The organism is Afipia sp. GW821-FHT14H12, assembly GCF_058803465.1.
Genome location: NZ_JBXAOZ010000001.1, coordinates 213,925 through 238,731, shown reverse-complemented (window position 1 = coordinate 238,731; position 24,807 = coordinate 213,925). Strand labels below are relative to the sequence as shown.

The window sequence follows — 24,807 nt, the reverse complement described above, 5'->3', positions numbered from 1 at the left end:
TTGTTGTAATTCGTGGACGGGGTGGCCGGTTCCGCCCCATTCGGGCCAATCTACCCAAACGGCGCGGGATTGTCATTTGGCCCGCAGCACCTCGACGCCGGGCAGCGGCTTGCCTTCCATCCATTCGAGGAAGGCACCGCCTGCGGTCGAGACATAGGTGAAGTCGGGCGCGACACCGGCATGGTTGAGGGCTGCGACAGTATCGCCGCCGCCCGCCACCGAGATCAGCTTGCCCTCGCGGGTGAGGCCGGCGGCATGGCGCGCGGCCTGCACGGTGCCGCGGTCGAACGGCGACAGCTCAAACGCGCCGAGCGGACCGTTCCACACCACCGTCTTGGCGTCGTCGAAGGCGGCACGCACACGATCCACGGACTTCGGGCCGACATCGAGGATCATTGCGTCGGCCGGGATGGCGTCGAGGCCGCAGGCCTGCGACGGCGCATGGGCGACGAACTCGCGCGCGATCACGGCGTCCACCGGCAGGATCACGGCGCATTTGGCGGCTTCGGCTTTTTCCAGAATCCGCAACGCGGTCGGCGCCAGTTCCTTTTCGCACAGGGACTTGCCGACATCGACACCCTGCGCGTGCAGGAAGGTGTTGGCCATGCCGCCGCCGATCACCAGCGCATCGACCTTGGTGACGAGGTTTTCGAGAAGATCGAGCTTGGTCGAGACTTTCGCGCCGCCGATTACGGCAGCGACCGGATGGGTCGGCGCTTCCAGCGCCTTGGTCAGCGCGTCGAGTTCGGCCTGCATCGAGCGCCCGGCATAGGCGGGCAGCACATGGCCGAGGCCTTCGGTCGAGGCGTGGGCGCGGTGCGCGCAGGAGAAGGCGTCGTTGATCCAGATATCGCCGAGCTTGGCGAGTTCGGCGACAAAAGCAGGATCGTTCTTTTCCTCGCCTTTATGGAAGCGAGTGTTCTCGAGGCAAATGATGTCGCCGGGCTTCATCCAGGAGACGGCATCCTCCGCCTTCTTGCCGATGCAGTCGTCGACGAACTCGACGTGCCGCCGCAGCATGTAGGCGAGCGTGATCGCGACGGGCTTCAGCGATTCCTTCGGATTGACCACGCCTTTGGGCCGGCCGAAGTGCGAGAGCAGGATAACCTTGCCGCCCTTTTCGGCGATCTCCGTAATGGTCTTGGTGACGCGCTCGAGTCGCGTGGCGTCGGAGACGCGGCCATTGTCCATCGGGACGTTGAGATCGACACGCAAGAGGACGCGCTTGTTGTGCACGTCGACGTCGTCGAGGGTGCGAAAGAGGCTAGTCATGGGTCTCCTTGTCCCCGAACCCGATGCATCGCCATCGGCGCGTGAATATGCGTCACCGACGCGCGGACGACGGAAGCTTGAACCGCCGTCCTCGTGAAGCGGTTCCGGGCGGCGCGCCGTTACATGGATCGCGTCGCCCGGAAAATTTAGGTCAGATCAGCTTGCCCATCGCGACAGCGGTATCGGCCATGCGGTTGGAGAAGCCCCACTCGTTGTCGTACCACGACATCACGCGCACCAGCTTGCCGCCCTGCACCTTGGTCTGGTCGGTGGCGAAGATCGAGGAGTGCTGGTCGCCGTTGAAGTCGATCGACACGTTGGGATGATCGGTGACGCCAAGAATGTTCTTGAGCTGCTGTTGCGAGGCGCGGCGGATCGCGTCGTTGACCTCATCCTTGGTGGTCTCGCGCTTGGCGACGATCTTGAGATCGATCACGGAGACGTTCGGCGTCGGCACGCGAATCGAGACGCCATCGAGCTTGCCCTTGAGTTCGGGCAGCACCAGGCCGATGGCCTTGGCCGCGCCGGTCGAGGTTGGGATCATCGACAGGCCGGCGGCGCGGGCGCGATAGAGATCCTTGTGCACGGTATCGAGCGTCGGCTGGTCGCCGGTGTAGGCGTGGACCGTGGTCATGAAGCCGGTCTCGATGCCGACGGTGTCGTTCAGCACCTTGGCGACCGGTGCGAGGCAGTTGGTCGTGCAGGAGCCGTTCGAGACGACGACGTGATCCTTTGTCAGCGTGTCATGGTTGACGCCGAAAACGATGGTGGCGTCGGCGCCGTCGGCGGGAGCGGAGACCAGTACGCGCTTGGCACCAGCGGTGAGGTGTGCGGCCGCCTTGTCGCGCGCGGTGAAGATGCCGGTGCACTCCATCGCGATGTCGATGTTGAGCTCCTTCCACGGCAGCGTCGCGGGATCGCGGATCGCGGTGACCTTGATCTTGCCGTAGCCGATATCGATGGTGTCGCCGTCGACCTTCACTTCGCCGGGGAAACGGCCATGCACAGAGTCGTAGCGGAGCAAATGGGCGTTGGTCTCGACCGGGGCCAGATCGTTGATCGCAACCACCTGGATATCGGTGCGCTTGGACTCATGTATCGCACGCAGCACGTTACGGCCGATGCGGCCAAATCCATTGATCGCGACGCGGATGGTCATTCCATTCTCCTTAAAGCCTGAATTGACGTTTTTCGGGGCGGTTTTGCCCCGAATGACGCCCTGATGCAATTATCCGAAGCGGCAATATCCATGCAGGGTTACCGCTTGAGCCGGGCTTCGGCAGCGGTGGCGACTGCCTCCGCCGTGATGCCGAAATGGCTGTACAGCGTCTTATATGGGGCGCTGGCGCCGAATCCGCTCATGCCGACGAAGATTCCATCGGATCCGATGATGGCGTCCCAGCCCTGTCGTATCGCGGCTTCTACGCCGACCTTCACCGGTGCATTGCCGATCAGCGCTGCGCGCACAGCTTCCGGAGCCTCCAGAAAGAGGTCCATGCATGGCACCGAGACGACCCGCGTCGCGATGCCGCGCGCGGCGAGCAGCTTCTGCGCTTCTACAGCCAGGGAGACTTCCGAGCCCGAGGCGAAGATCGAGACCTTCGCTTCGCCATCGGCCTTGGAGATTTCGTAGGCGCCGGCGGCGCATTTGTTGTCAGCGTCATTGCTGCGGCGGAGCTGCGGCAGGTTCTGGCGCGTCAGTGCGAGCACGCTCGGGCGGTCTTTCGCCTCCAGCGCAAGCTGCCAGCACTCCAGCGTCTCAACGGTGTCGCACGGCCGGAACACGTTGAGGTTAGGGATCGCGCGCAATGCTGCGACATGTTCGACCGGCTGGTGCGTCGGTCCGTCCTCGCCCAATCCGATGGAATCGTGGGTCAGCACATGGATGACGCGCTCGCCCATCAGCGCGGCGAGCCGTAGCGACGGACGCAGGTAGTCGGAGAACACCAGGAACGTACCGGAATACGGAATGATGCCGCCGTGCAGCGCCATGCCATTCATCGCTGCCGCCATGCCGTGTTCGCGAATGCCATAGTTCACGTAACGTCCGCCGTAATTGTTGGCGGAGATCGCGACCATGTCCTTGATGCGGGTGTTGTTGGAGCCGGTGAGATCCGCCGAACCGCCGACCATTTCCGGCACCGCCGGGATCAGCACTTCCAGCGCGCGTTCCGACGCGGTGCGCGTGGCGATGTCCTTCGGAGCCTCCGCCAGCGCCGCCTTCATCTTGGCGACGGCATCCTTGAGCGCCTTCGCGGGCAGATCGCCCTTCATGCGGCGCTCGAATTCCGCGCGCTGTCCAGCATCCTTGGAGGCGAGCTTCTTCGCCCATTCGGCGTGAACGGCTGCGCCGCGCGAACCGGCGGCGCGCCAGGCATCGAGAATGTCGGCGGGGATTTCAAACGGCGGTGCATCCCAGTTCAGTTGCTTGCGCGCGCCCGCGATTTCTTCGGCGCCGAGCGGCGAGCCGTGCGACTTCGAGGTGCCCGCCTTGGTCGGCGCGCCGAAAGCGATAGTAGTCTTGCAGGCGATCAGCGTCGGGCGATCAGACTTCTGCGCGCGCGCGATCGCATCCACGATAGCGTCGTGATTATGACCGTCGATGCGCTCAGCGGCCCAGCCCGCGGCTTCAAAACGCTTCACCTGATCGACCGAATCCGACAGCGAGATCGCGCCGTCGATCGAGATGCCGTTGTCGTCGAACAGCACGATCATCTTGTTGAGCTTGAGATGGCCTGCAAGCGCGATGGCTTCCTGGCTGATGCCTTCCATCAGGTCGCCATCGGAGGCGAGCACGTAGGTGTAATGATCGACGATGTCGCCGCCGAACTCGGCCGCGAGGTGACGCTCGGCGAGCGCCATGCCGACGGCTGTTGAAATACCCTGACCGAGCGGGCCGGTGGTCATCTCGATGCCGGGGGTGATGAAGTTCTCCGGATGTCCCGGCGTCAGCGAGCCGAGCTGACGGAAATTCTTGATCTGATCGATCGTCATCGCCTCGTTGCCGGTGAGATACAGCAACGCATAAAGCAGCATCGAGCCGTGACCGGCCGAGAGCACGAAGCGGTCGCGGTCAGCCCATTTCGGATCGCGCGCATCGAACTTCAGGAACTGTGTGAACAGCACGGTGGCGATGTCGGCGGCGCCCATCGGCAGGCCGGGATGACCCGAGTTTGCTTTCTCCACGGCGTCCATCGCGAGAGCGCGGATCGCGTTGGCCATGCGGGACGGATCGACACGCGGGGTCTTCGCTTGAAACGTCATGGATCGGGACCTGAAAAATGTTTCCAAAAAGGCGGGATATTGCAGTCATATGACCGCGGCCGGTGGATAGCACCGACGCACCCGTGAGTCCAAGAATCAAACGGGAAATCAGCGCGCGGAGGAGGTGTTCGAAAGACGAATGCCACACGATTGCCGCGCTTAACGGTGCATAGCGTCAACACGACGTTGCAAGAGCGCGAATCGGACCGTAGATTCAGCAACTAAATGCTTGCTGGACCGGGATTTTCCGATGAGATCGGCCGCTCAACCTTCCATGGTTCAACATCCGAGACCGAATGGCTCGTATATGAACGACCGTATGCCCAATGCCTTCGCCGCCGGCGAGACTGCGGCACCGGCTGCTTCTTCTGCCGCGAGCGAGATCGAGGCTGCGACACGGCGACTCGCGGCAGCCCTCGATGCGCTGGAGAGCGCGGTGGAACGCCGTCGCGAATACGATCGTGGCAGCGACGAGTTGGCAGCGCGCATTCAGTCGCTCGGCGTGGATCGTTCGCGCCTCGCCAATGAACTCGACGGCACCCTGGTGCGGTCGCGTGAGCTCGAGCGCACCAACCGTGAAATCGCCGAGCGCCTCGACGTCGCCATCGGCACGATACGTTCGGTGATCGAGGAGGACGCCTCGTGAGTCACGTCAACGTCACCATCAATGGCCGGCAATACCGCATGGCCTGCGAGGAAGGGCAGGAGACGCGGCTGCTGCGGTTGGCTGAAATGCTGGAGAGCCGCGTCACCGACCTGCGGGGCAAGTTCGGTGAGATCGGCGATCAGCGCCTGACGGTGATGGCGTCCCTCACCATTGCCGATGAGTTGCAGGACGCCGAGCGCCGCATCCGTGGCTTCGAGGAAGAGATCGAAGTGCTGCGCGAGGGCCGTGTGGCGGCATCGGATCGTGCCCGCGCCACCCAGAGCGCGATCGCCAATGCGCTTAACGCCGCCTCTGATCGCATCGAGCGGATGACGCAGGAATTGAACAAGCCGCTGGCGGGCAACGTCGCGCTCGGCTGAAATCGCTAGTTTCTCGTCAACCCCTCATCGGCTGAAATCGTCCGGCAACGGCTGGCGGCGCAGGGTGATCGTCGCTACATTGGGCAGGCGAGGCTGCAGCGCGCGTCAGGAGCCATATATCCCCGGGGCCTTATCGATCCTCTAGGGAACTGTCCCTGGCCGGGTCCGTGGACCCGGACATATGGTGCCCACCTACTTTCGTAGGGAACTCCGGGATCGAGTGCTTCAACGGCGACCGTGGCTTCGCACTTTCCTTTTTGTCCTCCAGGCATGACCGGATTTTCACTGAGGGCGCGGTGGACGATTCTTCCCTGCAGCAATCCAAGAACGACCTTCGCCAGCAGGCTTTTGCGCGCCGTGATGCGCTTGATGCGTCCAAGCGTGCCGCCGCGGCGCAAGCGCTGGCGCGGCATGTCACTCGTTTTGAAGTCGGCCCTGGCTGCATAGTCGCCGGCTTTTCCGCGATCCGCACCGAGATCGATCCGTCCGCATTGATGGATGCGTTGCACGCACGCGGTGCTGCGCTAGCGTTGCCGGTCGCGGTGGGACGCGGCCAGCCGCTGGTCTTTCGGGCATGGACGAAGGATACGGTTCTGGTGCGGGGCCTGTATGGCATTCTCGAGCCTTCCTCCGATGCGGAGGAGGTCGAGCCGGACATCGTGCTGGTGCCGCTCGCGGCCTTCGACCGCCGTGGCCATCGTCTCGGCTATGGCGGCGGCTATTACGACCGCACGCTGCAGAAACTGCGGCGGAGCAAGCGCATCATGGCCGCAGGCCTTGCGTTTTCCGTGCAGGAAATCGATGAGCTACCCGCCGACGCCCACGACGAACCGCTCGATCTCGTGCTAACGGAACGTGATGTGATTGATTTCCGGGAGTAGGCGGGGTGCGGATTCTGTTTGTCGGCGATGTAGTGGGGCGCAGCGGGCGTGTTGCAATAACAGAAACGCTGCCGGGCCTGATCCGCGACTGGACGCTCGATCTGGTCGTCGTCAATGGCGAGAACGCCGCCGGTGGTTTCGGCATTACCGAGGCGATCTATGAGGAACTGGTCGATGCGGGCGCCGACGCCATCACGCTCGGCAATCATTCCTGGGACCAGCGCGAGGCGCTAGTGTTCATCGAGCGTGCGCCGCGCCTGATCCGGCCGCTCAATTTCACGGCAGGCACGCCGGGGCGTGGGGCTGCGATGATCGAGACCAAGAAGGGCCAGCGCGCGCTGATCGTCAACGCCATCGGACGCATTTTTATGTCGCCTTGCGATGATCCCTTCATCGCCATCGACCGCGAACTCAACGCCTGCCCGCTGGGCGAGGCTGTCGATGCCGTCGTGGTCGATTTTCATGGCGAGGCGAGCAGCGAGAAGCAGGCGTTCGGCTATCATTGCGACGGACGCGCGAGCCTCGTTGTCGGCACCCACACCCACGCGCCGACCGCCGACCATCGCATCCTGCCGCGCGGCACCGCCTACATGACCGACGCGGGCATGACCGGCGACTACGAGACCGTGATCGGCATGGATCGCGAGGAGCCGCTCGGCCGCTTCCTGCGCGGCTATCCGGCGGCGCGTTTTACGGCGGGCGACGGCCCCGGCACCCTGAGCGGCGTTGCCGTGGAGACGAACGATGCGACCGGCCTCGCCGAGAGGGTCGCCCCGGTGCGGATCGGCCCGGTGCTGGAGCCTGTGACCCCCGGATTCTGGCAGCAGGGGTAAGGTTCGGTCGGCTTCGAAAATCTTTGATTTTGGCGAGTGCGGCCTTATAACGCGCCACCCAACCCGATCTTCAATGCAAGGCGCGATGCGCCCCTACAGAGACCATTCGCATGGCTGGACATTCCCAATTCAAGAACATCATGCACCGCAAGGGCAAGCAGGATGCCATGCGGTCCAAGATATTCGGCAAGCTCGCCCGCGAAATCACCGTCGCGGCCAAGCTCGGCACGCCCGATCCGGCGATGAACCCGCGCCTGCGCGCCGCCGTGATCGCCGCCCGCGCCGAAAACATGCCGAAGGACAATATCGAGCGCGCCATCAAGAAGGCGATCGGCGGCGAGGGCGAGAGCTACGATGAAATCCGTTACGAGGGCTATGGTCCCGGCGGCGTCGCGGTGATCGTCGAGGCGCTGACCGACAACCGCAACCGCGCCGCCTCCGACATTCGCTCCTATTTCACGAAGTCCGGCGGCAACCTCGGCGAAACCGGCTCTGTATCGTTCATGTTCGATCATGTCGGCGTGATCGAATACGACGCGGCCAAGGCCGATGCCGACACCATGCTGGAGGCCGCCATCGACGCCGGCGCCGACGACGTGGTGTCCTCCGAGGATGGCCATGAAATCTACACCTCGCAGGCCTCGCTGAGTGAGGCTGCCAAGGCGCTGGAGGCCAAGTTCGGCGAGCCGCGCAAGGCCGCGCTGATCTGGAAGCCCCAGAACAACATCGCCGTCAGCGACGAGGTCGGCGAAAAGCTGTTCAAGCTGCTCGACCAGTTGAACGAGCACGACGACGTGCAGAACGTCTACGCCAATTTCGAAGTCTCGGACGCGCTCGCCGCCAAGATGGCGGGCTGAAGCGCGCTTTCGTTCTTTCGTTGCGATGCGCGCGATTTTTTCTTGACGCCGCGCAAGCGAAAGCTCATGTGGTCGTCATGGCGGCGCGGGATCCTTTGGATCGCGCGCCGTGTCACTGGAAACACTCAACTATGCCAAGCGACAGTCAACGTACTTTGCCGACAGCGGCCCGTGCGGTCTGAGCGCTTCTGAGGCTCACCCGCTGCCGGTGTCGGCAGATCCGAAGGTGAGTCATGACGGACATCCACACAATCTCCGAGGATGGCTTCAACGCGGCTGTGGTCGCGGCAAGCCTGACCAACGAGCATACCGCCGACACGGTCGACATTCTCAACAGGCTGGAGCCTGAGGAGGCCGCCGAGGTCCTGCGTCTCCTGCCGCGCGAGAGGGCGATCGAGGTTCTCGACAAGCCGGAACTCGATTTCGCAGCCGAGATCGTCGAGGCGCTGCCGCACGATGTCGCGATCCCGCTGCTGGCGGGGATGTCCGCGGACATGGCGGCCGACCTCATCCAGCAGTTGCGGGACCCGCCGCGCACCGAGCTGATGGAAGGGCTTGATCCGGCCTCGCGCAACGCCATTAAGAGCCTGCTGGCCTATCCGGCGAACACCGCCGGCGCGATGATGACGATCGAATTCGTCAGCGCGCCGAGCAACTGGACGGTGGAGCGCACGCTGCAGCACATCCGCCAGGTCGAGCGCACCCGCGAGACAGTCTATGCGATCTATGTACTCGATCCCGTGACCCGCCGTCTGGTCGGCGCGCTATCGCTGCGCCGCCTGATCGCGGGCGAGCCGGACGAGAGGATCGGCGATCTCGCGGTCACGCCCATCACCACGCTGCCGCTCGCGGACCGGGAAGACGTGGCGCGGCTGATCGCGCGTCACGACCTTCTTGCCGTGCCCGTGGTGGATAAAGCCTCGCACCTGCTCGGCATCGTCACCTTCGATGACGTCATCGACACCATTATTGAGGAAAGCACTGAGGACGCGCAGAAGTTCGGCGGCATGGAGGCGATCGAGGAGCCTTACATGCAGATCAAGCTCGGCGACATGATCCGCAAGCGCGGCGTCTGGCTGGCTGTTCTGTTCGTCAGCGAAATGCTGACCGCGAGCGTCATGCAGCACTTCGAGGGCGAACTGGAAAAGGCGCTGGTGCTGACGCTGTTCATCCCGCTGATCATGAGTTCGGGCGGCAATTCCGGCTCGCAGGCGACCTCGCTTTTGATCCGCGCGCTGGCGCTGCATGACGTGAAGCTGTCCGACTGGTGGCATGTGATGCTGCGTGAACTGCCGACCGGGCTTCTGCTCGGGGCGGGGCTTGGCATCATCGGATTGTTCCGGGTGGTGATGTGGCAGAAGCTCGGCATTTACGACTATGGCGAGCACTGGTTTCTGGTCGGCGTGACGGTCGCCGCCGCGCTGGTCGGCGTGGTGACGTTCGGCTCGGTCGTGGGCTCGATGCTGCCGTTCCTGCTGCAGCGGGTGGGCTTCGACCCCGCCAGCGCGTCGGCGCCCTTCGTCGCCACGCTGGTCGATGTCACGGGACTGATGATCTATTTCAGCGTCGCGCTCCTGATCCTGCGCGGCACCCTGCTGTAACGACCTTTGCGGCGGTTTCGGCTATCATAAGGCATGATTTCGCGCGCGATTCGTATTCTGGGGATCGATCCGGGCCTGCGCCGCACCGGCTGGGGGGTGATCGACGTCGATGGCAACCGGCTGATCTATGTCGGCTGCGGTTCCGTCGAATCGCGCGAAAGCCTGCCGCTGTCGGAGCGCCTGCTGGCAATCCATCAAGGCCTTCTCAAGGTGATGAGCGAGCACGGCCCGATGGAAGCCGCGATTGAGCAGACCTTCGTTAACAAGGACGGCGCAGGCACGCTCAAGCTCGGGCAGGCGCGCGGCGTCGCGATGCTGGTGCCCGCGATGTCGGGCATTTCGGTCGCGGAATACGCGCCCAATCAGGTGAAGAAAACCGTGGTCGGCGCGGGCCATGCGGACAAGAACCAGATTCGCGTCATGCTCGGCGTGCTGCTGCCGAAGGCTCAGCCTGCTACCCCCGACGCTGCCGACGCCCTCGCCATCGCCATCACCCATGCGCATCATAGGCAGAGCGTGGCGCTGATGCGGAAGGTGGCCAGCGCATGATCGGCAAGCTCAAGGGCCTGATCGATTCCTACGGCGAGGATTATGTTGTCCTCGACGTGCAGGGCGTCGGCTATCTCGTGAGTTGCTCCGCCCGCACGTTGCAGGCGCTGCCCTCGCCCGGCGAGGCCGCGGTGCTGTCGATCGAGACATACGTGCGCGAGGATCAGATCAGGTTGTTCGGTTTCCGCAGCGATATCGAGCGTGAATGGTTTCGCCTGCTGCAGACCGTGCAGGGCGTCGGCGCCAAGGTCGCGCTCGCGGTACTCTCGACATTGCCGCCGTCCGATCTCGCCAATGCGATTGCGCTGCGCGACAAGGCGGCGGTGGCGCGCACGCCGGGCGTCGGCCCGAAAGTCGCCGAGCGCATCGTCACTGAACTGAAAGACAAGGCGCCCGCTTTCGCCAGCGTCGATCCGGCGGTGGTGCATCTCGCCGGCGCCGTCGATGACGACCGCGCGCCCGGCCCGGTGCGGGACGCGATTTCCGCGCTGGTCAATCTCGGTTACGGCCAGCCGCAGGCGGCGGCTGCAATTGCAAGCGCATCGCGCGATGCGGGTGAAGGCGCGGAGACGACCAAGCTCATCCGCCTCGGGCTGAAGGAACTGGCGAAATGACTGGTCCTCGCCTCGTTACGCCCGAGCGCCGCGCCGATGACATCGGCGACACCTCGCTGCGCCCGCAGAACCTGTCGGAGTTCGTCGGCCAGGCGCAGGCGCGCGCGAACTTGCAGGTGTTCATCGATGCCGCGCGCAAGCGCAACGAGGCGCTGGACCATGTGCTGTTTGTCGGCCCGCCGGGCTTGGGCAAGACCACGCTGGCGCAGATTGTCGCCCGCGAACTTGGCGTCGGCTTCCGCGCCACGTCGGGTCCTGTGATCGCGAAAGCGGGAGACCTCGCGGCACTGCTGACCAATCTCGAAGAACGCGACGTGCTGTTCATCGACGAAATTCATCGCCTCAATCCGGCGGTGGAGGAAGTGCTGTATCCCGCGATGGAGGATTTCCAGCTCGATCTCATCATCGGCGAGGGACCTGCGGCGCGCTCGGTGAAGATCGACCTTGCGAAGTTCACGCTGGTCGGCGCGACGACGCGCGCGGGGCTGCTGACCAATCCGCTGCGCGACCGTTTCGGCATCCCGCTGCGGCTGAATTTCTACACCGAGGACGAGCTTGAGAAGATCGTCACCCGTGGCGCGCGGGTGCTTGGCATCGGCATGACGAAAGACGGCGCGAACGAGATCGCCCGGCGGGCGCGCGGCACGCCACGCATCGCGGGGCGCCTGCTGCGCCGTGTGCGGGACTTCGCTTCAGCCGCCGATGCCGACGCCATCGACCGCAAGATTGCCGATCACGCGCTCGGCGCACTCGAGGTGGATAAAGCAGGGCTCGATGCCATGGACCGCCGCTATCTCTCGACCATTGCGCTGAACTATGGCGGCGGCCCGGTGGGCGTCGAAACCATGGCGGCGGCATTGTCGGAGCCGCGCGACGCCATCGAGGACATCATCGAGCCGTATTTGATCCAGTGCGGCTATCTGCAGCGCACCCCGCGCGGGCGGCTTCTCACCGATCACGCCTTCAGGCATCTGGGCTTGGCCGCGCCCTCGCGCGACTCTGCCCAGTTCGGCATGTTCACTGATGACGAAGACTGATTTCCAAGATTGACGCGATGACCGAAAAACCCGCCTCGCTTTCCCTCGACGGTGAGATTCAGAACGGCCGCCATGTGATGGCGATCCGCGTCTATTACGAGGACACGGATTTTTCCGGCATCGTCTATCACGCCAATTTCCTGCGTTTCATGGAGCGCGGGCGGACCAACTACCTGCGGCTGCTCGGCGCCGAGCAGAGCGCGCTGTTCGCAGAAGCGGGGGCGGAAGCGCCGGGCTTCGCCTTCGTGGTGCGTTCCATGCAGCTCGAATTTTTGCGGCCCGCGCGGATGGACGACATCCTCACGGTCATCACCACGCCGCATGAGGTGAAGGGCGCTTCGATGATGCTGGCGCAGGAGGTGCGGCGCGGCGAGGAGCTTCTGATCGAGGCCAGGGTGAAGGTCGCCTTCATCTCGGAGGGCCGCGCCCGGCCGATCCCGAAAGCGTTGCGGCTTCTGATGAAGGCCGATCAGGACGCCGGAGCATGAGCGCCGCTGCGCTCTGGCGCATGCTCCTGACGCCATGTTAAAACCTTTCACATGAACTGGCATCGCGGCCGCCGGGAAGGCGGCTACCATCACGGCAATCTCAAGGAAGCGCTGATTCAGGCCGCGCTCGATCTCATCGCGCAGAAGGGCCCGGCGGGCTTCACCTTCGCGGAGGCCGCGCGCTCGGCGGGCGTCAGCCCGGCAGCACCATATCGGCATTTCCGTGACCGCGATGAATTGCTGGCGAGTATCGCACAGCAAGGTTTTGAGTTGTTCGAGAAGCAGCTCTCCACTGCGTGGGACGACGGCCGCCCCGATACGTTCGTGGCGTTCTCGCGTGTCGGCAAAGCCTATCTCGCCTTCGCGCGTGAACATCCGGCCTATTACTCGGCGATGTTCGAATCCGGCGTACCGGTGCAGGACAATCCCGCGCTGCTGATGGCGAGTGAGCGTGCCTTCGCGATCATCCGCGCCGCCTCTGAGCGGCTGGTGGCGCTCGCGCCGCCGAACGTGCCGCGTCCGCCCGCGATGATGATGGCGCTGCACATCTGGTCCCTGTCGCACGGCATCGCCTCGTTGTTTGGGCGAGGGGATGCGACCTCGCGCAAGCTGCCGATGTCGGCTGAGGACCTGCTGGAAGCAGGCGTGCTCGTCTACCTCAAGGGCCTCGGCTTTTCGCCGCGCCTGGAACCCACCCCGTAGATTAAATTTGCAGACGGGCGATTGTGCCGCGCTTGACAATCCGCCTGGATGGTTTAGCTATGTAAATGTTATTTACATTCACGGTGAGGAGACGCGCATGACGAATACCGCAGACTTCGACCGCTCGGGCCGGCCGGGTTGGGGCGGACCGCCCCACGACATGCGCTGGCAGAGTCACGAATGGCAGCGGTCCTGCCATCCGGCCTCGATCCTGATCGTCATCGCCGGTTTCATCGTCTGGTGGCCGCTCGGTCTGGCGGCGCTCGCCTACACCTTCTGGAGCAGAAAAATGGGTTGCTGGAATCATCACGGGCGTTTCGCCGACAAGATGGAACGGATGCAGTGGAAGATGGAGCGGATGCGCGAGCGCATGGACGGCCGGAATTACGGCCGTGGCTTCTGGGGCCCGTCGAGCGGCAACCGCGCTTTCGACGAGTACCGGATGGAGACGCTGCGCCGCCTTGAGGAGGAGCAGAAGGAATTCCGCGACTTCCTCGACCGTTTGCGTCAGGCCAAGGACAAGGAGGAGTTCGACGCCTTCATGGCTCAGCACCGCCAGCGTCCGGCATCGCCCGACTCACCCGCGGCACAGGGCTGAAACGGCCGTTCCACCTCGCCCTCGACTGACGTCTTTCTCCAAACCACCCGCCTGGCCCTCCAGGCGGGTGGTTTTGCTTGTGAAGGGCAGATTTGGCCTTGATCCGGCAGACGTTTTGGCGGTTAAAAGCAGTCGTCTTAACCCCCTTTTAACCACGCGGGGCGTCTGGTGAGAGGGCTGAAACAGCGCTGACAGCCCTTGTTTTGACATGTTGGCGGAGGATGGAGGAGCCGGCCTTGGGGAGGCCGCTCCGTGCGAACATGACAGCGGTTCTTGTTCCGATCCGACGCTTCGGCCATGCCGGCGCTTTCTGGCGTCCGCTCGCGGGCTGCGCAGCAATTGTCGCGCTCCTGCAATCATTTTGGAGAACATTGCGTTGAGAGGATTCCAATCATGAACCCAGCCGACGTGGCACAGTCCGCCTTGCCGGTGGCCTCCTCCGACGTATCGCTGATCGCGCTATTCTGGCAGGCGCACATCGTCGTCAAATTCGTGATGCTCGGCCTGCTGAGTTGCTCGGTATGGGTCTGGGCGATCGCGATCGACAAAATTTTCCTGTACGCACGCACGCGCCGCGCGATGGATCGTTTCGAGCAGGCGTTCTGGTCTGGGCAGTCGATCGACGACCTTTATCGTGCGCTGTCGGCCAAGCCGACGCATTCGATGGCGGCGTTGTTTGTCGCGGCGATGCGCGAATGGAAGCGCTCGTTCGAGAGTCACTCCCGCTCTTTCGCAGGATTGCAGACCCGCATCGACAAGGTGATGAGCGTGTCGATCGCGCGCGAGATCGAGCGGCTGGACCGCAGGCTTCTGGTGCTCGCGACCGTGGGCTCCGCCGGTCCGTTCGTCGGTCTGTTCGGTACGGTCTGGGGCATCATGTCGAGCTTCCAGTCGATCGCGGCCTCGAAGAACACCTCGCTCGCGGTCGTGGCGCCGGGCATCGCCGAGGCGCTGTTCGCGACCGCAATGGGTCTGATCGCCGCCATTCCGGCGACAATTTTCTACAATAAGTTCATCTCCGAAGTCGGCCGTCAGGCACAGCGCCTGGAAGGCTTCGCCGATGAGTTTTCCGCGATCCTGTCTCGTCAGATCGACGAGCGGGCGTAAGCACCAACACGACGGGCAGACGACATGGGCATGAGCATGGGCGGGGGAGCAGGCGGTGGCGGCCGGCGCCGTCATCAGCGCGCCAGTGTCATGGCCGAGATCAACGTCACGCCGATGGTGGACGTGATGCTCGTGCTGCTCATCATCTTCATGGTGTCCGCGCCGCTGCTCACGGTTGGCGTGCCGCTCGACCTGCCGCAGACCGCGGCCAAGAGCCTTGATCAGGACAAGGAGCCGCTGACGCTGTCGGTGCAAGTGTCCGGCAAGATCTTCCTCAACAACACCGAAATTTCCGCCGACGAGTTGGTGCCGAAGCTGAAGGCCATCACCGATGCGCGCGGCGGCACCGAGGAACGCATCTTCGTGCGCGGCGACACCAAAGCCGACTACGGCACGATCATGAAGGTGATGGGCCGCCTGTCGGCTGCCGGGTTCAAGCGTGTCGCTCTGGTCACCGAGGTCGAGCAGGGGAGCTGACGTGAAAATCGACCGGACACTTGCCGCGTCTGTCGCTTTGCACGCTCTGGTAATTTCCTGGGGGCTGATCTCGTTTTCCACCAAGATGTACGAGATGACTCCCGAGGAGTCATTGCCCGTCGACATCATTTCCGCCGATCAGTTCGCCAAGGTCACGCAGGGCATCAAGACCGGCAAGAAGGAAAGCGTAAAGCCGCTGGTCGAGAAGGTCGCCGATGCGACGCCGCCACAGGACGATCCGGTCGGCAAGATCGAGGACAAGAAGCCTCCGGTCGTGACCGACACCGCACCCGAGCCGCCGCCGAAGCCCGTCGAAAAGCCGGTCGAGAAAAAGCCGGAGCCGCCGAAGCCTGTCGCGCAAGAGAAGCCGAAGGAAGAAACCAAGCCGGCGGAAAAGAAGCCCGACCCGGCGAAGGTCGATCCCATCGCCGAAGCGCTGAAGAAGGAGCAGGCGAAGAAGCCTGAGCCGAAGAAACAGCAGGCGCAGGCGAAGCCGACTCCACCGCCGAAGGAAAAGCACGAGCGCGTGTTCGATCAGACCAAGATCGCCGCACTTCTCGACAAGCGCGATCCGACGCGGCAGTCGATGACCGGGTCGGAATTGAATTCGCAGGCCGCGCTCGGCCTCTCGCACGGCCGTTCCGCCGACAATTCGGCGACCTGGGGCGCGATGTTCAAGCAGCAGGTGGAGCGTTGCTGGAAGAAGCCGTATGGCGGCATCGAGGCACAACAGATTCAGGCGAGCTTCGATGTCCGTCTGAAGCAGGACGGCACGCTTGAGGCGATGCCGGTGCCGCTGCCCGGCAGCAACACGCCGTATTTCCGCGTCTATCAGGAAAGCGCGCGCCGCGCGATCATCGAATGCCAGCCTTACAAGCTGCCGCCGTCATTCTTCAACGAATGGAAATTCTTCGAACCCGTTTTCACCGAACGTACGTCTTAAAAAAAAGCCGCGTGATGCACGCGCAGGAACATGATCCGATGAGCAAGGACGATGGTACGCCTATGACATTCAAGATGACGCGCCGGCAATTGGTCGGCGCAACAGCGGCTGGCCTTGCGGCTGCGCCGCTCGCCAAGGCGTTCGCGCAGGTCCGTGTTCAGGTCGATCAGGGCAACTTCCAGCCGATCCCGATTGCGATTCCGAATTTCGTCGCGGGCGGTCAGGGCGATGGCGAGGTCAGTGCAGGCATCGCGTCGGTCATCACCAACAACCTCAAGCGCAGCGGTCTGTTCGCGCCGATCGATCAGGCGGCCTATATCGAGCGTATCTCCAACATTGATGTGCCGCCGCAGTTTCCGAGCTGGCGGCAGATCAACGCGCAGGCGCTGGTTACCGGTCGCGCCACGCGGCAGAGCGACGGACGCCTCAAGGCGGAATTCCGCCTGTGGGACGTGCCGGCTGCGCAGCAACTCACCGGCCAGCAATATTTCACCTCGCCGGAATCCTGGCGGCGGGTGGCTCACATCATCTCCGATCAGATCTACGAGCGTCTCACCGGCGAGAAGGGCTATTTCGACAGCCGCGTGGTGTTCGTCGACGAGTCCGGCCCGGCGCAGCGCCGCGTCAAGCGTCTTACGATAATGGATCAGGACGGCGCTAACGTGCGCTATCTCACGCGCGGCGCCGATCTGGTGCTGACGCCGCGGTTCTCGCCCTCCACGCAGGAAATCACCTACATGGAATTCGGCGGCGGCGATCCGCGCGTCTATCTGTTCAACGTCGAGACCGGCCAGCGCGAAATCGTCGGCAACTTCCCCGGCATGTCGTTCGCCCCGCGCTTTTCTCCGGACGGCCAGCGCATCATCATGAGCCTGCAGCAGGGCGGCAATTCCAACCTCTATGTGATGGATCTGCGCTCGAAGTCGACCACGCGCCTGACCGATACGCCCGCGATCGATACCTCGCCGTCTTACGCGCCGGACGGTTCGCGCATCTGCTTCGAGAGCGACCGTGGCGGCAAGCCGCAAATCTATGTGATGGCGGCGGGCGGCGGCGCAGCGCAACGCATCTCGTTCGGTGACGGCAGCTACTCCACGCCGGTGTGGTCGCCGCGCGGCGACTACATTGCCTTCACCAAGCAAGGCGGTGGTCAGTTCGCCATCGGCATCATGAAGCCGGACGGCTCGGGCGAGCGCATCCTCACCTCGGGCTTCCATAATGAAGGTCCGACCTTCGCGCCGAACGGCCGCGTGGTGATGTTCTTCCGCGATCTCGGCGCGGGCCCTCATCTGTTCACCGTGGATATTTCGGGCCGCAACGAACTTCAGGTTCCGACGCCCGGCTTCGCGTCCGACCCGGCCTGGTCGCCGCTGTTGTCCTGATCCGACACGGCGGCGCGTCCTTCAGGTCACGTCTCCGCATAATCGTCTGGGAACTGCGGAGGTCCCGAAGTGGCGCCATATTTACACCCTATTAACCATCGCCATTGCTTTAAGCGATTCAGTGGCATTTGAGGGGCTTTGGCAACGGCTCATCAAGGTTGACGGAACGTTCGCTTAACTAAGCGGGCGTAGACCGAAATCTGTTCAAAAAACCCGAGCGTGGAGGCTCCGGAATGTTCTCCCAAATGCGTATCCTCCAGGGATTCAAATTCGCGGCCGTGCTGGCCGTGGCCCTTTCGATGGGCGCTTGCGCCAACAAGAACGGCGACCTGAACGGTATGGCCGGCGCGGCGACGCCAGGCAGCCAGCAGGACTTCGTGGTCAATGTCGGCGATCGCGTGTTCTTCGACAGCGACCAGACCGAACTGTCGCAGCAGGCGATCAACACCCTCGAAAAGCAGGCTCAGTGGCTGCAGCAGTATCCGCGCTACACCTTCACCATCGAGGGACACGCGGACGAGCGCGGCACGCGTGAATACAACATCGCGCTCGGCGCCAAGCGCGCCCAGTCGGTGCGTAACTTCCTGGTGTCGCGTGGCATCAGCGCCAGCCGCATGCGCACGATCTCCTACGGCAAGGAGCGTCCGGTGGCGGTGTGTAACGATATCTCCTGCTGGTCGCAGAACCGCCGCGCTGTGACGGTGCTCAACGCCAGTTCTTAAGTTTCCGGGGGCTCACCGGGGATGAAAGCGGCGCCTTCGGGCGCCGTTTTTTGTTTGTGGCAAGGAGGCGGGGCCTGTCGGCAGTCACATTTTTGGCGTAGTAAAACTCTCATCCTGCACGGCCCCATTTCAGGGCGCGAATGAAGAATCAAATCGCCAAGAACGAAATCGCCATGTCATCGAAATTGAAAACTGCCGTCGCAGCGGGGTTGGCCTGCGGGTTCGTTGTTCTGTCGCCTCTTGCGCTGCCGATGCAGGCGCACGCGCAATACGACAACGATTCTCAGGGCGATCCCCAGATGGAGATCGACCGGCTGTCCGACCAGTTGCGCAAGCTGACCGGTCAGAATGAGGAATTGCAGCACCGCAATCAGGTTCTCGAAGAGCAGCTTCGCCAGTTGCAGGGCGGGGCAGCGCCGGGCGCACCTGCCGCGCGGGGGCCTGCGAATGCGGGGCCCGCGCCGTATCAGAATCAGAACCCGCAATATCAGCAGCCGCAACAGCCGGCCTATCAGGGTCAGCAGGGCACGCCGATCACCACGCCGTATAATGATGGGCAGGCGCCAGCGCCCGGCCGTCGTGGCGATGCATTCGATCCGAACCAGAACCCGAGCGCGCCTGGCGCACCGCGCGCCCTAGGCAGCATGCGGGGTCAATCCAATTATACGGAGCCGGGGGCTGCGCCGGGCGCACCGATGAATCTTGAGAACAACAACTACGGCAACAACAGCGGCGCTGCCGCAGCGCCGCCCAGCCCAGGCGGCGGGCTAACCACGGCGCCGCCGACAAGGTCGCCGAAGGACGAGTTCGATCTCGGTCTCGGCTACATGCAGCACAAGGATTACGGGCTCGCCGAAGAAACCATGCGCAATTTCACGGTGAAGTATCCGAGCGACCGGCTCGTCGGGGATGCGCAATACTGGCTCGGCGAGAGCCTGTATCAGCGCAAGAAATATCGCGAGGCGGCGGAGGCGTTTCTGGCCGTGACTTCGAAATACGACAAGTCCGCCAAGGCGCCGGATGCGATGCTGCGATTGGGTGAATCGCTTGCCGCGCTGAAGGAAAAGGATGCCGCCTGTGCAGCATTCGGTGAAGTTATGCGGAAATATCCGCGGGCATCAAACAGCGTGAAGCAAGGTGTCGCGCGTGGACAAAAACGCTCCGGTTGCTGAACCTATCTCGGCGCAGGAGGCCCGGCATCTGTTTGCCGGATGGAAGCGGATTCCGGCGCTGGTGCTGGCCGTCTCGGGCGGTCCGGATAGCGTGGCGCTGTTGTGGCTCGCCGCGCGCTGGCGCAAATCGCTCAAGAACGGTCCCGATCTTCTTGCGGTGACGGTCGATCACGGATTGCGGGCGGCCGCCGCGCACGAGGCTCGCAATGTGAAGCGGCTGGCGTCCTCGCTCGGCATCACCCATCGCATCCTGTCCTGGCGCGGCCCGAAACCGAAAACCGGCGTGCCGCGTGCCGCGCGTGACGCACGCTACGAACTGCTCGCCCGCGCGGCGCGATCAGCGTCGGCGGTGGCGATCGTCACCGCTCACACCCAGGACGATCAGGCGGAAACCGTTCTGATGCGGCTGTCGCGCGGCAGCGGCATCACCGGCCTCGCCGGCATGGCGATGCAGACGGAACGGCACGGCGTCGGGCTATTGCGTCCGTTCCTCGAAATTCCGAAGGCGCGGCTGGTGGCGACGCTCGATCGCGCCAAAGTCGGTTATGCCGATGACCCCACCAATCACGATCCCGCCTACACGCGCTCGCGGCTGCGCGCCCTGATGCCGGTGCTGGCGTCCGAGGGCGCGGATGCCAGGACATTTTCCCGGCTCGCAATGCGGCTATCACGTGCCGACGCGGCTCTCGAGCGGATGACGGACGGTGCGGAGCGTTATCTCCGCCTGCGTGGCGGAGGGGGCGGCGGCTTCGATATCTCGCTCTTCTCCACGATGGCCGAGGAAATCCAGGTGCGGCTGCTTCGCCGCGCGCTGGCGGGTGGGATGACAGCCCATTCGCCGGAGCTGGGGCAGATCGAGACGCTGCTGCGGGCGTTGGCGCAGGCGCGGAGCGAGGGGCGGCGGTTCAAGCAAAGTCTCGCGGGGATGACGGTGAGCGTCGAGAAGGAGCGGCTGGTGGTTCGTCCGGCGCCACCTCGCCGCGGCGTCCGGCCCGCAGGCCGGAGCAGACGCTCTTAACCATGCGGCGGTCCGACCATGTGCTGAGTGGCCAAAACCTCCGTAAAAGCCGCAAATTGCGCTAAATAGTCTTGCCCAGTTCCCTTGGCATTGTGGACAGCGACACATAGATTGGGGCAGGCCGATCAATACCGGCAATCGGACGACATGGATCCAAGGGGTAGGCCCCTGCGTTGCGGGCCTGTGAAGGATAACGAATGAACGCGAATCTGCGCAATTTTGGCCTCTGGGTCATCATCGTCCTCCTGCTGCTGGCGCTGTTCACGCTGTTCCAGAACCCGGCGCAGCGCACTTCGTCGCAGGACATTTCATTTTCGCAGTTGCTGAACGAGGTCGACCAGAACCGCGTCCGCGATGTCGTTATCCAGGGCCCCGAAATTCGCGGCACCCTGACGAACGGCTCGACCTTCCAGACCTATGCGCCGAGCGATCCGACCCTGATCAAGCGTCTGTACGACGCCAAGGTGTCGATCACCGCAAAGCCGCCGGGCGACAACGTGCCGTGGTTTGTTTCGCTGCTGGTGTCGTGGCTGCCGTTCATCGCGCTGATCGGCGTGTGGATTTTCCTGTCGCGCCAGATGCAGGGCGGTGCCGGCAAGGCGATGGGATTCGGTAAGTCGCGCGCCAAGATGCTGACTGAAGCCCATGGCCGCGTGACGTTCGAGGACGTCGCGGGCGTCGATGAAGCTAAGCAGGATTTGCAGGAGATCGTCGAGTTCCTGCGCGACCCCGGCAAGTTCCAGCGCCTCGGTGGACGGATTCCGCGCGGCGTGCTGCTGGTCGGCCCGCCCGGCACGGGTAAGACCCTGATCGCGCGTGCGGTCGCGGGCGAAGCCAACGTGCCGTTCTTCACCATTTCGGGTTCGGACTTCGTCGAAATGTTCGTCGGCGTCGGCGCTTCGCGCGTCCGCGATATGTTCGAGCAGGCGAAGAAGAATGCGCCGTGCATCATCTTCATCGACGAAATCGATGCGGTCGGCCGTCATCGCGGCGCCGGTCTCGGCGGCGGCAATGATGAGCGCGAGCAGACGCTGAACCAGTTGCTGGTCGAGATGGATGGCTTCGAGGCGAACGAGGGCGTGATCCTGATCGCCGCGACCAACCGCCCCGACGTGCTCGATCCCGCGCTGCTGCGTCCGGGCCGCTTCGACCGTCAGGTCGTTGTGCCGAATCCCGACGTCGTCGGCCGCGAACAGATCCTCAAGGTGCACGTCCGCAAGGTGCCGCTGGCGCCGGATATCAACCTCAAGACCATCGCGCGCGGCACGCCGGGCTTCTCCGGTGCCGACCTGATGAATCTCGTCAACGAGGCGGCGCTCACCGCCGCGCGCCGCAACAAGCGCATGGTGACGCAGGCCGAGTTCGAGGAAGCCAAGGACAAGGTGATGATGGGCGCCGAGCGCAAATCTCTCGTCATGTCCGAGGAAGAGAAGATGCTGACGGCCTATCACGAGGGTGGCCACGCCATCGTCGGCCTCAACGTGCCCGCGACCGATCCGATCCACAAGGCGACGATCATTCCGCGCGGTCGTGCCCTCGGCATGGTCATGCAGTTGCCGGAGCGCGACAAGATGTCGATGTCGCTGGAGCAGATGACCTCGCGTCTCGCCATCATGATGGGCGGCCGCGTTGCCGAGGAGATGATCTTCGGCCGTAACAAGGTCACGTCCGGTGCATCGTCGGATATCGATCAGGCGACGCGTCTTGCCCGGATGATGGTGACGCGCTGGGGTCTGTCGGATGAACTCGGCACGGTGGCCTATGGCGAGAACAACGACGAGGTGTTCCTCGGCATGCAGGTGAACCGCCAGCAGAACGTCTCGGAGGCCACCGCGCAGAAGATCGACTCGGAAGTGAAGCGTCTCGTCGAGGAAGGCTACAACGAGGCGACGCGGATTCTGACCGAGAAGCGCGACGATCTCGAAACGCTGGCCAAGGGCCTCCTGGAATTCGAAACGCTGTCGGGCGACGAGATCACGGACCTGCTCAACGGCAAGAAGCCGAACCGTGAATCGGTGCTTGAGCCGGCGACACCCCGCACCTCGGCGGTGCCGCCGACCGGCAAGCCGCGTCCGCGTCCCGATGCCGGAATGGAGCCGCAGCCGCAGGCGTAAGCGGCTCGGCCTTCGTTCTCTCATCGTCAAAGGCGCAGTATTGAAACTGCGCCTTTTTCTTTGGCCCGAGCATTCCAACTCATTTGGGAAAGTCCTTTGACAGCGGCCACACCACCCCGGCGGACTCGGTTGCGGGACATTCCCGGCGGCATCTGGGCGCTCGGGTTTGTCTCCATGCTGATGGATGTCTCCTCGGAGATGATCCATGCGCTGCTGCCGGTCTATCTGGTGACGGTGCTCGGCACCTCCGCGCTCGCCGTCGGCGTGATCGAGGGCGTGGCGGAGGCGACTGCCTCGATCATGAAGGTATTTTCCGGCGCGCTGTCGGACCGGCTCGGCCAGCGGAAGTGGCTTGCCGCGTTCGGTTATGGTCTTGCCGCGGCGACGAAGCCGATATTTCCGCTTGCCCCGTCGGTTGGCTGGCTGGTCGCCGCGCGGTTCATCGATCGGATCGGCAAGGGCATTCGCGGCGCGCCGCGCGATGCACTGGTTGCGGATATCGCGCCTTCTCATTTGCGCGGGGCGAGCTTCGGGTTGCGGCAATCGCTCGACACCGTCGGCGCGTTTCTCGGGCCGGGTCTCGCGATCGCCCTGATGTGGCTCACCGCAAACCATTTTCAGGCGGTGTTCTGGATTGCCGTCGTTCCGGCGGTACTCTCGGTTGTCGTGATCGTGCTTCTGGTGGACGAGCCCTCGCGCCATGCCGCAACCGGCACGGCCCGCATCCCGCTAAGTGGCGCAGCGCTGCGCAGCCTCGGCACGGCATACTGGATCACGGTGGCGATCAGCACGGTGTTTACGCTCGCACGCTTCAGCGAAGCCTTCCTCATCCTGAGGGCGCAGGCGGTAGGCTTGCCGATCTTTCTCGTGCCGCTCGTGCTGGTGCTGATGAACATCGTCTATGCGCTGACTTCCTACCCAATCGGAGTTCTGTCGGATCGCATGAGCCGCATCGATCTGTTGGCGCTCGGGCTTGTCGTGCTCATCGCCGCCGATCTCGTGCTGGGACTGGCGACCGGCATCGCCGGGGTTGCCTGCGGCGTTGCGCTGTGGGGGCCTGCATATGGGCTGCACGCAGGGCGTGGTGAGTGCGATGATCGCCGATACGGCGCCAGCCGAATTGCGTGGCACGGCTTTCGGCGTCGTCAATCTGCTCGGTGGCGTGATGCTGCTGGTTGCGAGTATTCTGGCGGGGCTGTTGTGGGATAGGGCCGGGGCACAGGCGACCTTTCTGGCGGGCGCAGGTTTTTCGGTCGTCGCTCTTGCCGGTATCGCTCTCGCCTACAATCGCCTGCCGCATCGTTGAGCTTCGCCGATATCCCGTTCGGGGCTTCCGGCGAGAGGCGATGCCAGGTGCAAATTTATCCGGGAGCGTGCGGAAATCCTTGCCATGATATTTGAATTGGTGTTCACTCCTTAAAGGAGTGAGATTTCATTGGTTTATCGCCGTACACATCAAGTTGTGAAACGTCTGGAAGCGCGCCGCGCCGCCATTCTTGCGGCGGCCCGCGAAACAGCGTCGGAAGGCGGCATGGCGGCGGTTCAGATCGCCCCGGTGGCCGCACGGGCCAATGTCGCGGCGGGAACGGTCTATCGCTACTTTCCCTCCAAGGCCGATCTGATTTCGGAATTGATCGCGGATGTCTCCGACAGGGAGTTGATCGCGATCCGCCGCGCCGCCGATGCCGCGCCGGGACCGTCTTCGGCGCTCGCCGCCGCCATCACCACCATTGCCGTTCATGTCGTGTCTCATCGCAAGCTCGCCTGGGGCATTCTGGCGGAACCGGTGGACGTTGATGTCAGCGCTTCGCGCCTGACCAGCCGCCGCGCCATCGCCGCCGAACTGGAGCAACGCCTCGAGGCCGCGATCAAGGCCGGTCATCTGCCCGCGCAGGACACGGCGCTGACCGCGACCGCATTGATCGGTGCGCTGCACGAGGCGTTGGTAGGGCCGCTGGCGATGGACGCAACGGGCGATGCGACCAAATTGCGCGAGGCGGTGCAGAATATCTCGCTGTTTGCGCTCCGCGCGGCCGGCGTGCTCGATGCGCGCGCCCGAGGGCTGGTCGTTCAGGCCGTGCTGCCGATCCGGATGGCCGTCGGCGGCTGACGGGCTGGCGGCGGGGCTGCATTCTTCCTGACATCATGGA

Annotated in this window: 24 protein-coding genes, 1 other RNA gene and 1 pseudogene; 23 read left to right on the top strand and 3 right to left on the bottom strand. The window is 63.8% G+C overall.

The window, feature by feature from the left end:
* Positions 1 to 72: 72 nt before the first annotated feature.
* From AC1RNA_RS01190 to tkt, 3 genes are all read right to left on the bottom strand, one after another.
* The gene (locus AC1RNA_RS01190) at positions 73 to 1,272 is read right to left on the bottom strand and encodes a phosphoglycerate kinase (protein WP_492949940.1); all 1,200 of its coding nucleotides are present in this window, start codon (positions 1,270 to 1,272) and stop codon (positions 73 to 75) included.
* Positions 1,273 to 1,423: 151 nt separating this feature from the next.
* Positions 1,424 to 2,431: a type I glyceraldehyde-3-phosphate dehydrogenase gene (gene gap / locus AC1RNA_RS01185; RefSeq protein ID WP_009339820.1), complete on the bottom strand. Its 1,008-nt coding sequence runs from the start codon at positions 2,429 to 2,431 to the stop codon at positions 1,424 to 1,426.
* Between the two features lie 98 nt (positions 2,432 to 2,529).
* On the bottom strand, positions 2,530 to 4,536 hold the full coding sequence (tkt, locus tag AC1RNA_RS01180) for a transketolase (RefSeq protein ID WP_492949939.1): 2,007 nt from the start codon (positions 4,534 to 4,536) through the stop codon (positions 2,530 to 2,532).
* Positions 4,537 to 4,843: 307 nt separating this feature from the next.
* On the opposite strand from tkt, the gene AC1RNA_RS01175 reads away from it, so the two are divergent.
* From AC1RNA_RS01175 to AC1RNA_RS01065, 23 genes and pseudogenes are all read left to right on the top strand, one after another.
* Positions 4,844 to 5,182 carry a DUF4164 domain-containing protein gene (locus tag AC1RNA_RS01175; protein WP_009339822.1) on the top strand — a complete coding sequence of 113 codons (339 nt, stop codon included), beginning with the start codon at positions 4,844 to 4,846 and terminating at the stop codon, positions 5,180 to 5,182.
* Entirely contained in the window at positions 5,179 to 5,562 is a 384-nt protein-coding gene (locus AC1RNA_RS01170; RefSeq protein ID WP_009339823.1) for a cell division protein ZapA, read from the top strand. Before AC1RNA_RS01175 ends, AC1RNA_RS01170 begins: the two co-directional genes overlap by 4 nt.
* An 87-nt stretch (positions 5,563 to 5,649) precedes the next feature.
* Positions 5,650 to 5,810: non-coding RNA, 6S RNA (gene ssrS, locus AC1RNA_RS01165), on the top strand.
* Between the two features lie 48 nt (positions 5,811 to 5,858).
* Positions 5,859 to 6,443 (top strand): 5-formyltetrahydrofolate cyclo-ligase, encoded by a 585-nt coding sequence (locus AC1RNA_RS01160; RefSeq protein ID WP_492949938.1) that lies wholly within the window; start codon positions 5,859 to 5,861, stop codon positions 6,441 to 6,443.
* A gap of 5 nt (positions 6,444 to 6,448) precedes the next feature.
* A complete protein-coding gene (locus AC1RNA_RS01155) occupies positions 6,449 to 7,276 on the top strand; it encodes a TIGR00282 family metallophosphoesterase (protein ID WP_492949937.1) in 828 nt (275 codons plus the stop codon).
* Between the two features lie 110 nt (positions 7,277 to 7,386).
* Entirely contained in the window at positions 7,387 to 8,133 is a 747-nt protein-coding gene (locus AC1RNA_RS01150) for a YebC/PmpR family DNA-binding transcriptional regulator (protein WP_492949936.1), read from the top strand.
* 233 nt (positions 8,134 to 8,366) lie between these two features.
* Positions 8,367 to 9,734, top strand: a complete 1,368-nt coding sequence (gene mgtE / locus AC1RNA_RS01145; RefSeq protein ID WP_048757367.1) for a magnesium transporter — start codon at positions 8,367 to 8,369, stop codon at positions 9,732 to 9,734.
* Between the two features lie 33 nt (positions 9,735 to 9,767).
* Positions 9,768 to 10,283: a crossover junction endodeoxyribonuclease RuvC gene (gene ruvC, locus AC1RNA_RS01140; RefSeq protein ID WP_492949935.1), complete on the top strand. Its 516-nt coding sequence runs from the start codon at positions 9,768 to 9,770 to the stop codon at positions 10,281 to 10,283.
* Positions 10,280 to 10,897 carry a Holliday junction branch migration protein RuvA gene (gene ruvA / locus AC1RNA_RS01135; protein ID WP_492949934.1) on the top strand — a complete coding sequence of 206 codons (618 nt, stop codon included), beginning with the start codon at positions 10,280 to 10,282 and terminating at the stop codon, positions 10,895 to 10,897. Before ruvC ends, ruvA begins: the two co-directional genes overlap by 4 nt.
* On the top strand, positions 10,894 to 11,934 hold the full coding sequence (ruvB, locus tag AC1RNA_RS01130) for a Holliday junction branch migration DNA helicase RuvB (protein ID WP_009339830.1): 1,041 nt from the start codon (positions 10,894 to 10,896) through the stop codon (positions 11,932 to 11,934). The genes ruvA and ruvB overlap by 4 nt, the downstream gene beginning before the upstream one ends.
* Positions 11,935 to 11,951: 17 nt before the next feature.
* Entirely contained in the window at positions 11,952 to 12,422 is a 471-nt protein-coding gene (ybgC, locus tag AC1RNA_RS01125; protein ID WP_492949933.1) for a tol-pal system-associated acyl-CoA thioesterase, read from the top strand.
* A gap of 51 nt (positions 12,423 to 12,473) precedes the next feature.
* A complete protein-coding gene (locus tag AC1RNA_RS01120; protein ID WP_009339832.1) occupies positions 12,474 to 13,124 on the top strand; it encodes a TetR/AcrR family transcriptional regulator in 651 nt (216 codons plus the stop codon).
* A gap of 97 nt (positions 13,125 to 13,221) precedes the next feature.
* Entirely contained in the window at positions 13,222 to 13,722 is a 501-nt protein-coding gene (locus tag AC1RNA_RS01115) for a DUF2852 domain-containing protein (RefSeq protein WP_009339833.1), read from the top strand.
* 393 nt (positions 13,723 to 14,115) lie between these two features.
* The gene (gene tolQ, locus AC1RNA_RS01110) at positions 14,116 to 14,829 is read left to right on the top strand and encodes a protein TolQ (RefSeq protein ID WP_009339834.1); all 714 of its coding nucleotides are present in this window, start codon (positions 14,116 to 14,118) and stop codon (positions 14,827 to 14,829) included.
* A gap of 24 nt (positions 14,830 to 14,853) precedes the next feature.
* A complete protein-coding gene (tolR, locus tag AC1RNA_RS01105) occupies positions 14,854 to 15,306 on the top strand; it encodes a protein TolR (protein ID WP_009339835.1) in 453 nt (150 codons plus the stop codon).
* A 1-nt stretch (position 15,307) separates the two neighbouring features.
* Positions 15,308 to 16,249 (top strand): cell envelope integrity TolA family protein, encoded by a 942-nt coding sequence (locus AC1RNA_RS01100; RefSeq protein ID WP_009339836.1) that lies wholly within the window; start codon positions 15,308 to 15,310, stop codon positions 16,247 to 16,249.
* A gap of 62 nt (positions 16,250 to 16,311) precedes the next feature.
* Positions 16,312 to 17,631: a Tol-Pal system beta propeller repeat protein TolB gene (gene tolB / locus AC1RNA_RS01095; protein WP_198007825.1), complete on the top strand. Its 1,320-nt coding sequence runs from the start codon at positions 16,312 to 16,314 to the stop codon at positions 17,629 to 17,631.
* 233 nt (positions 17,632 to 17,864) lie between these two features.
* Positions 17,865 to 18,353, top strand: a complete 489-nt coding sequence (pal, locus tag AC1RNA_RS01090; protein ID WP_009339838.1) for a peptidoglycan-associated lipoprotein Pal — start codon at positions 17,865 to 17,867, stop codon at positions 18,351 to 18,353.
* Between the two features lie 173 nt (positions 18,354 to 18,526).
* Positions 18,527 to 19,525 carry a tol-pal system protein YbgF gene (gene ybgF, locus AC1RNA_RS01085; protein ID WP_492951160.1) on the top strand — a complete coding sequence of 333 codons (999 nt, stop codon included), beginning with the start codon at positions 18,527 to 18,529 and terminating at the stop codon, positions 19,523 to 19,525.
* A complete protein-coding gene (tilS, locus tag AC1RNA_RS01080; protein WP_492949932.1) occupies positions 19,500 to 20,543 on the top strand; it encodes a tRNA lysidine(34) synthetase TilS in 1,044 nt (347 codons plus the stop codon). The genes ybgF and tilS overlap by 26 nt, the downstream gene beginning before the upstream one ends.
* Positions 20,544 to 20,740: 197 nt before the next feature.
* Complete coding sequence (gene ftsH, locus AC1RNA_RS01075; RefSeq protein ID WP_009339841.1) at positions 20,741 to 22,657, top strand: ATP-dependent zinc metalloprotease FtsH; 1,917 nt, start codon at positions 20,741 to 20,743, stop codon at positions 22,655 to 22,657.
* Between the two features lie 174 nt (positions 22,658 to 22,831).
* Positions 22,832 to 23,963 (top strand): annotated as a pseudogene (locus AC1RNA_RS01070) (MFS transporter).
* Positions 23,964 to 24,092: 129 nt separating this feature from the next.
* A complete protein-coding gene (locus AC1RNA_RS01065; RefSeq protein ID WP_009339844.1) occupies positions 24,093 to 24,767 on the top strand; it encodes a TetR/AcrR family transcriptional regulator in 675 nt (224 codons plus the stop codon).
* Positions 24,768 to 24,807: the final 40 nt, after the last annotated feature.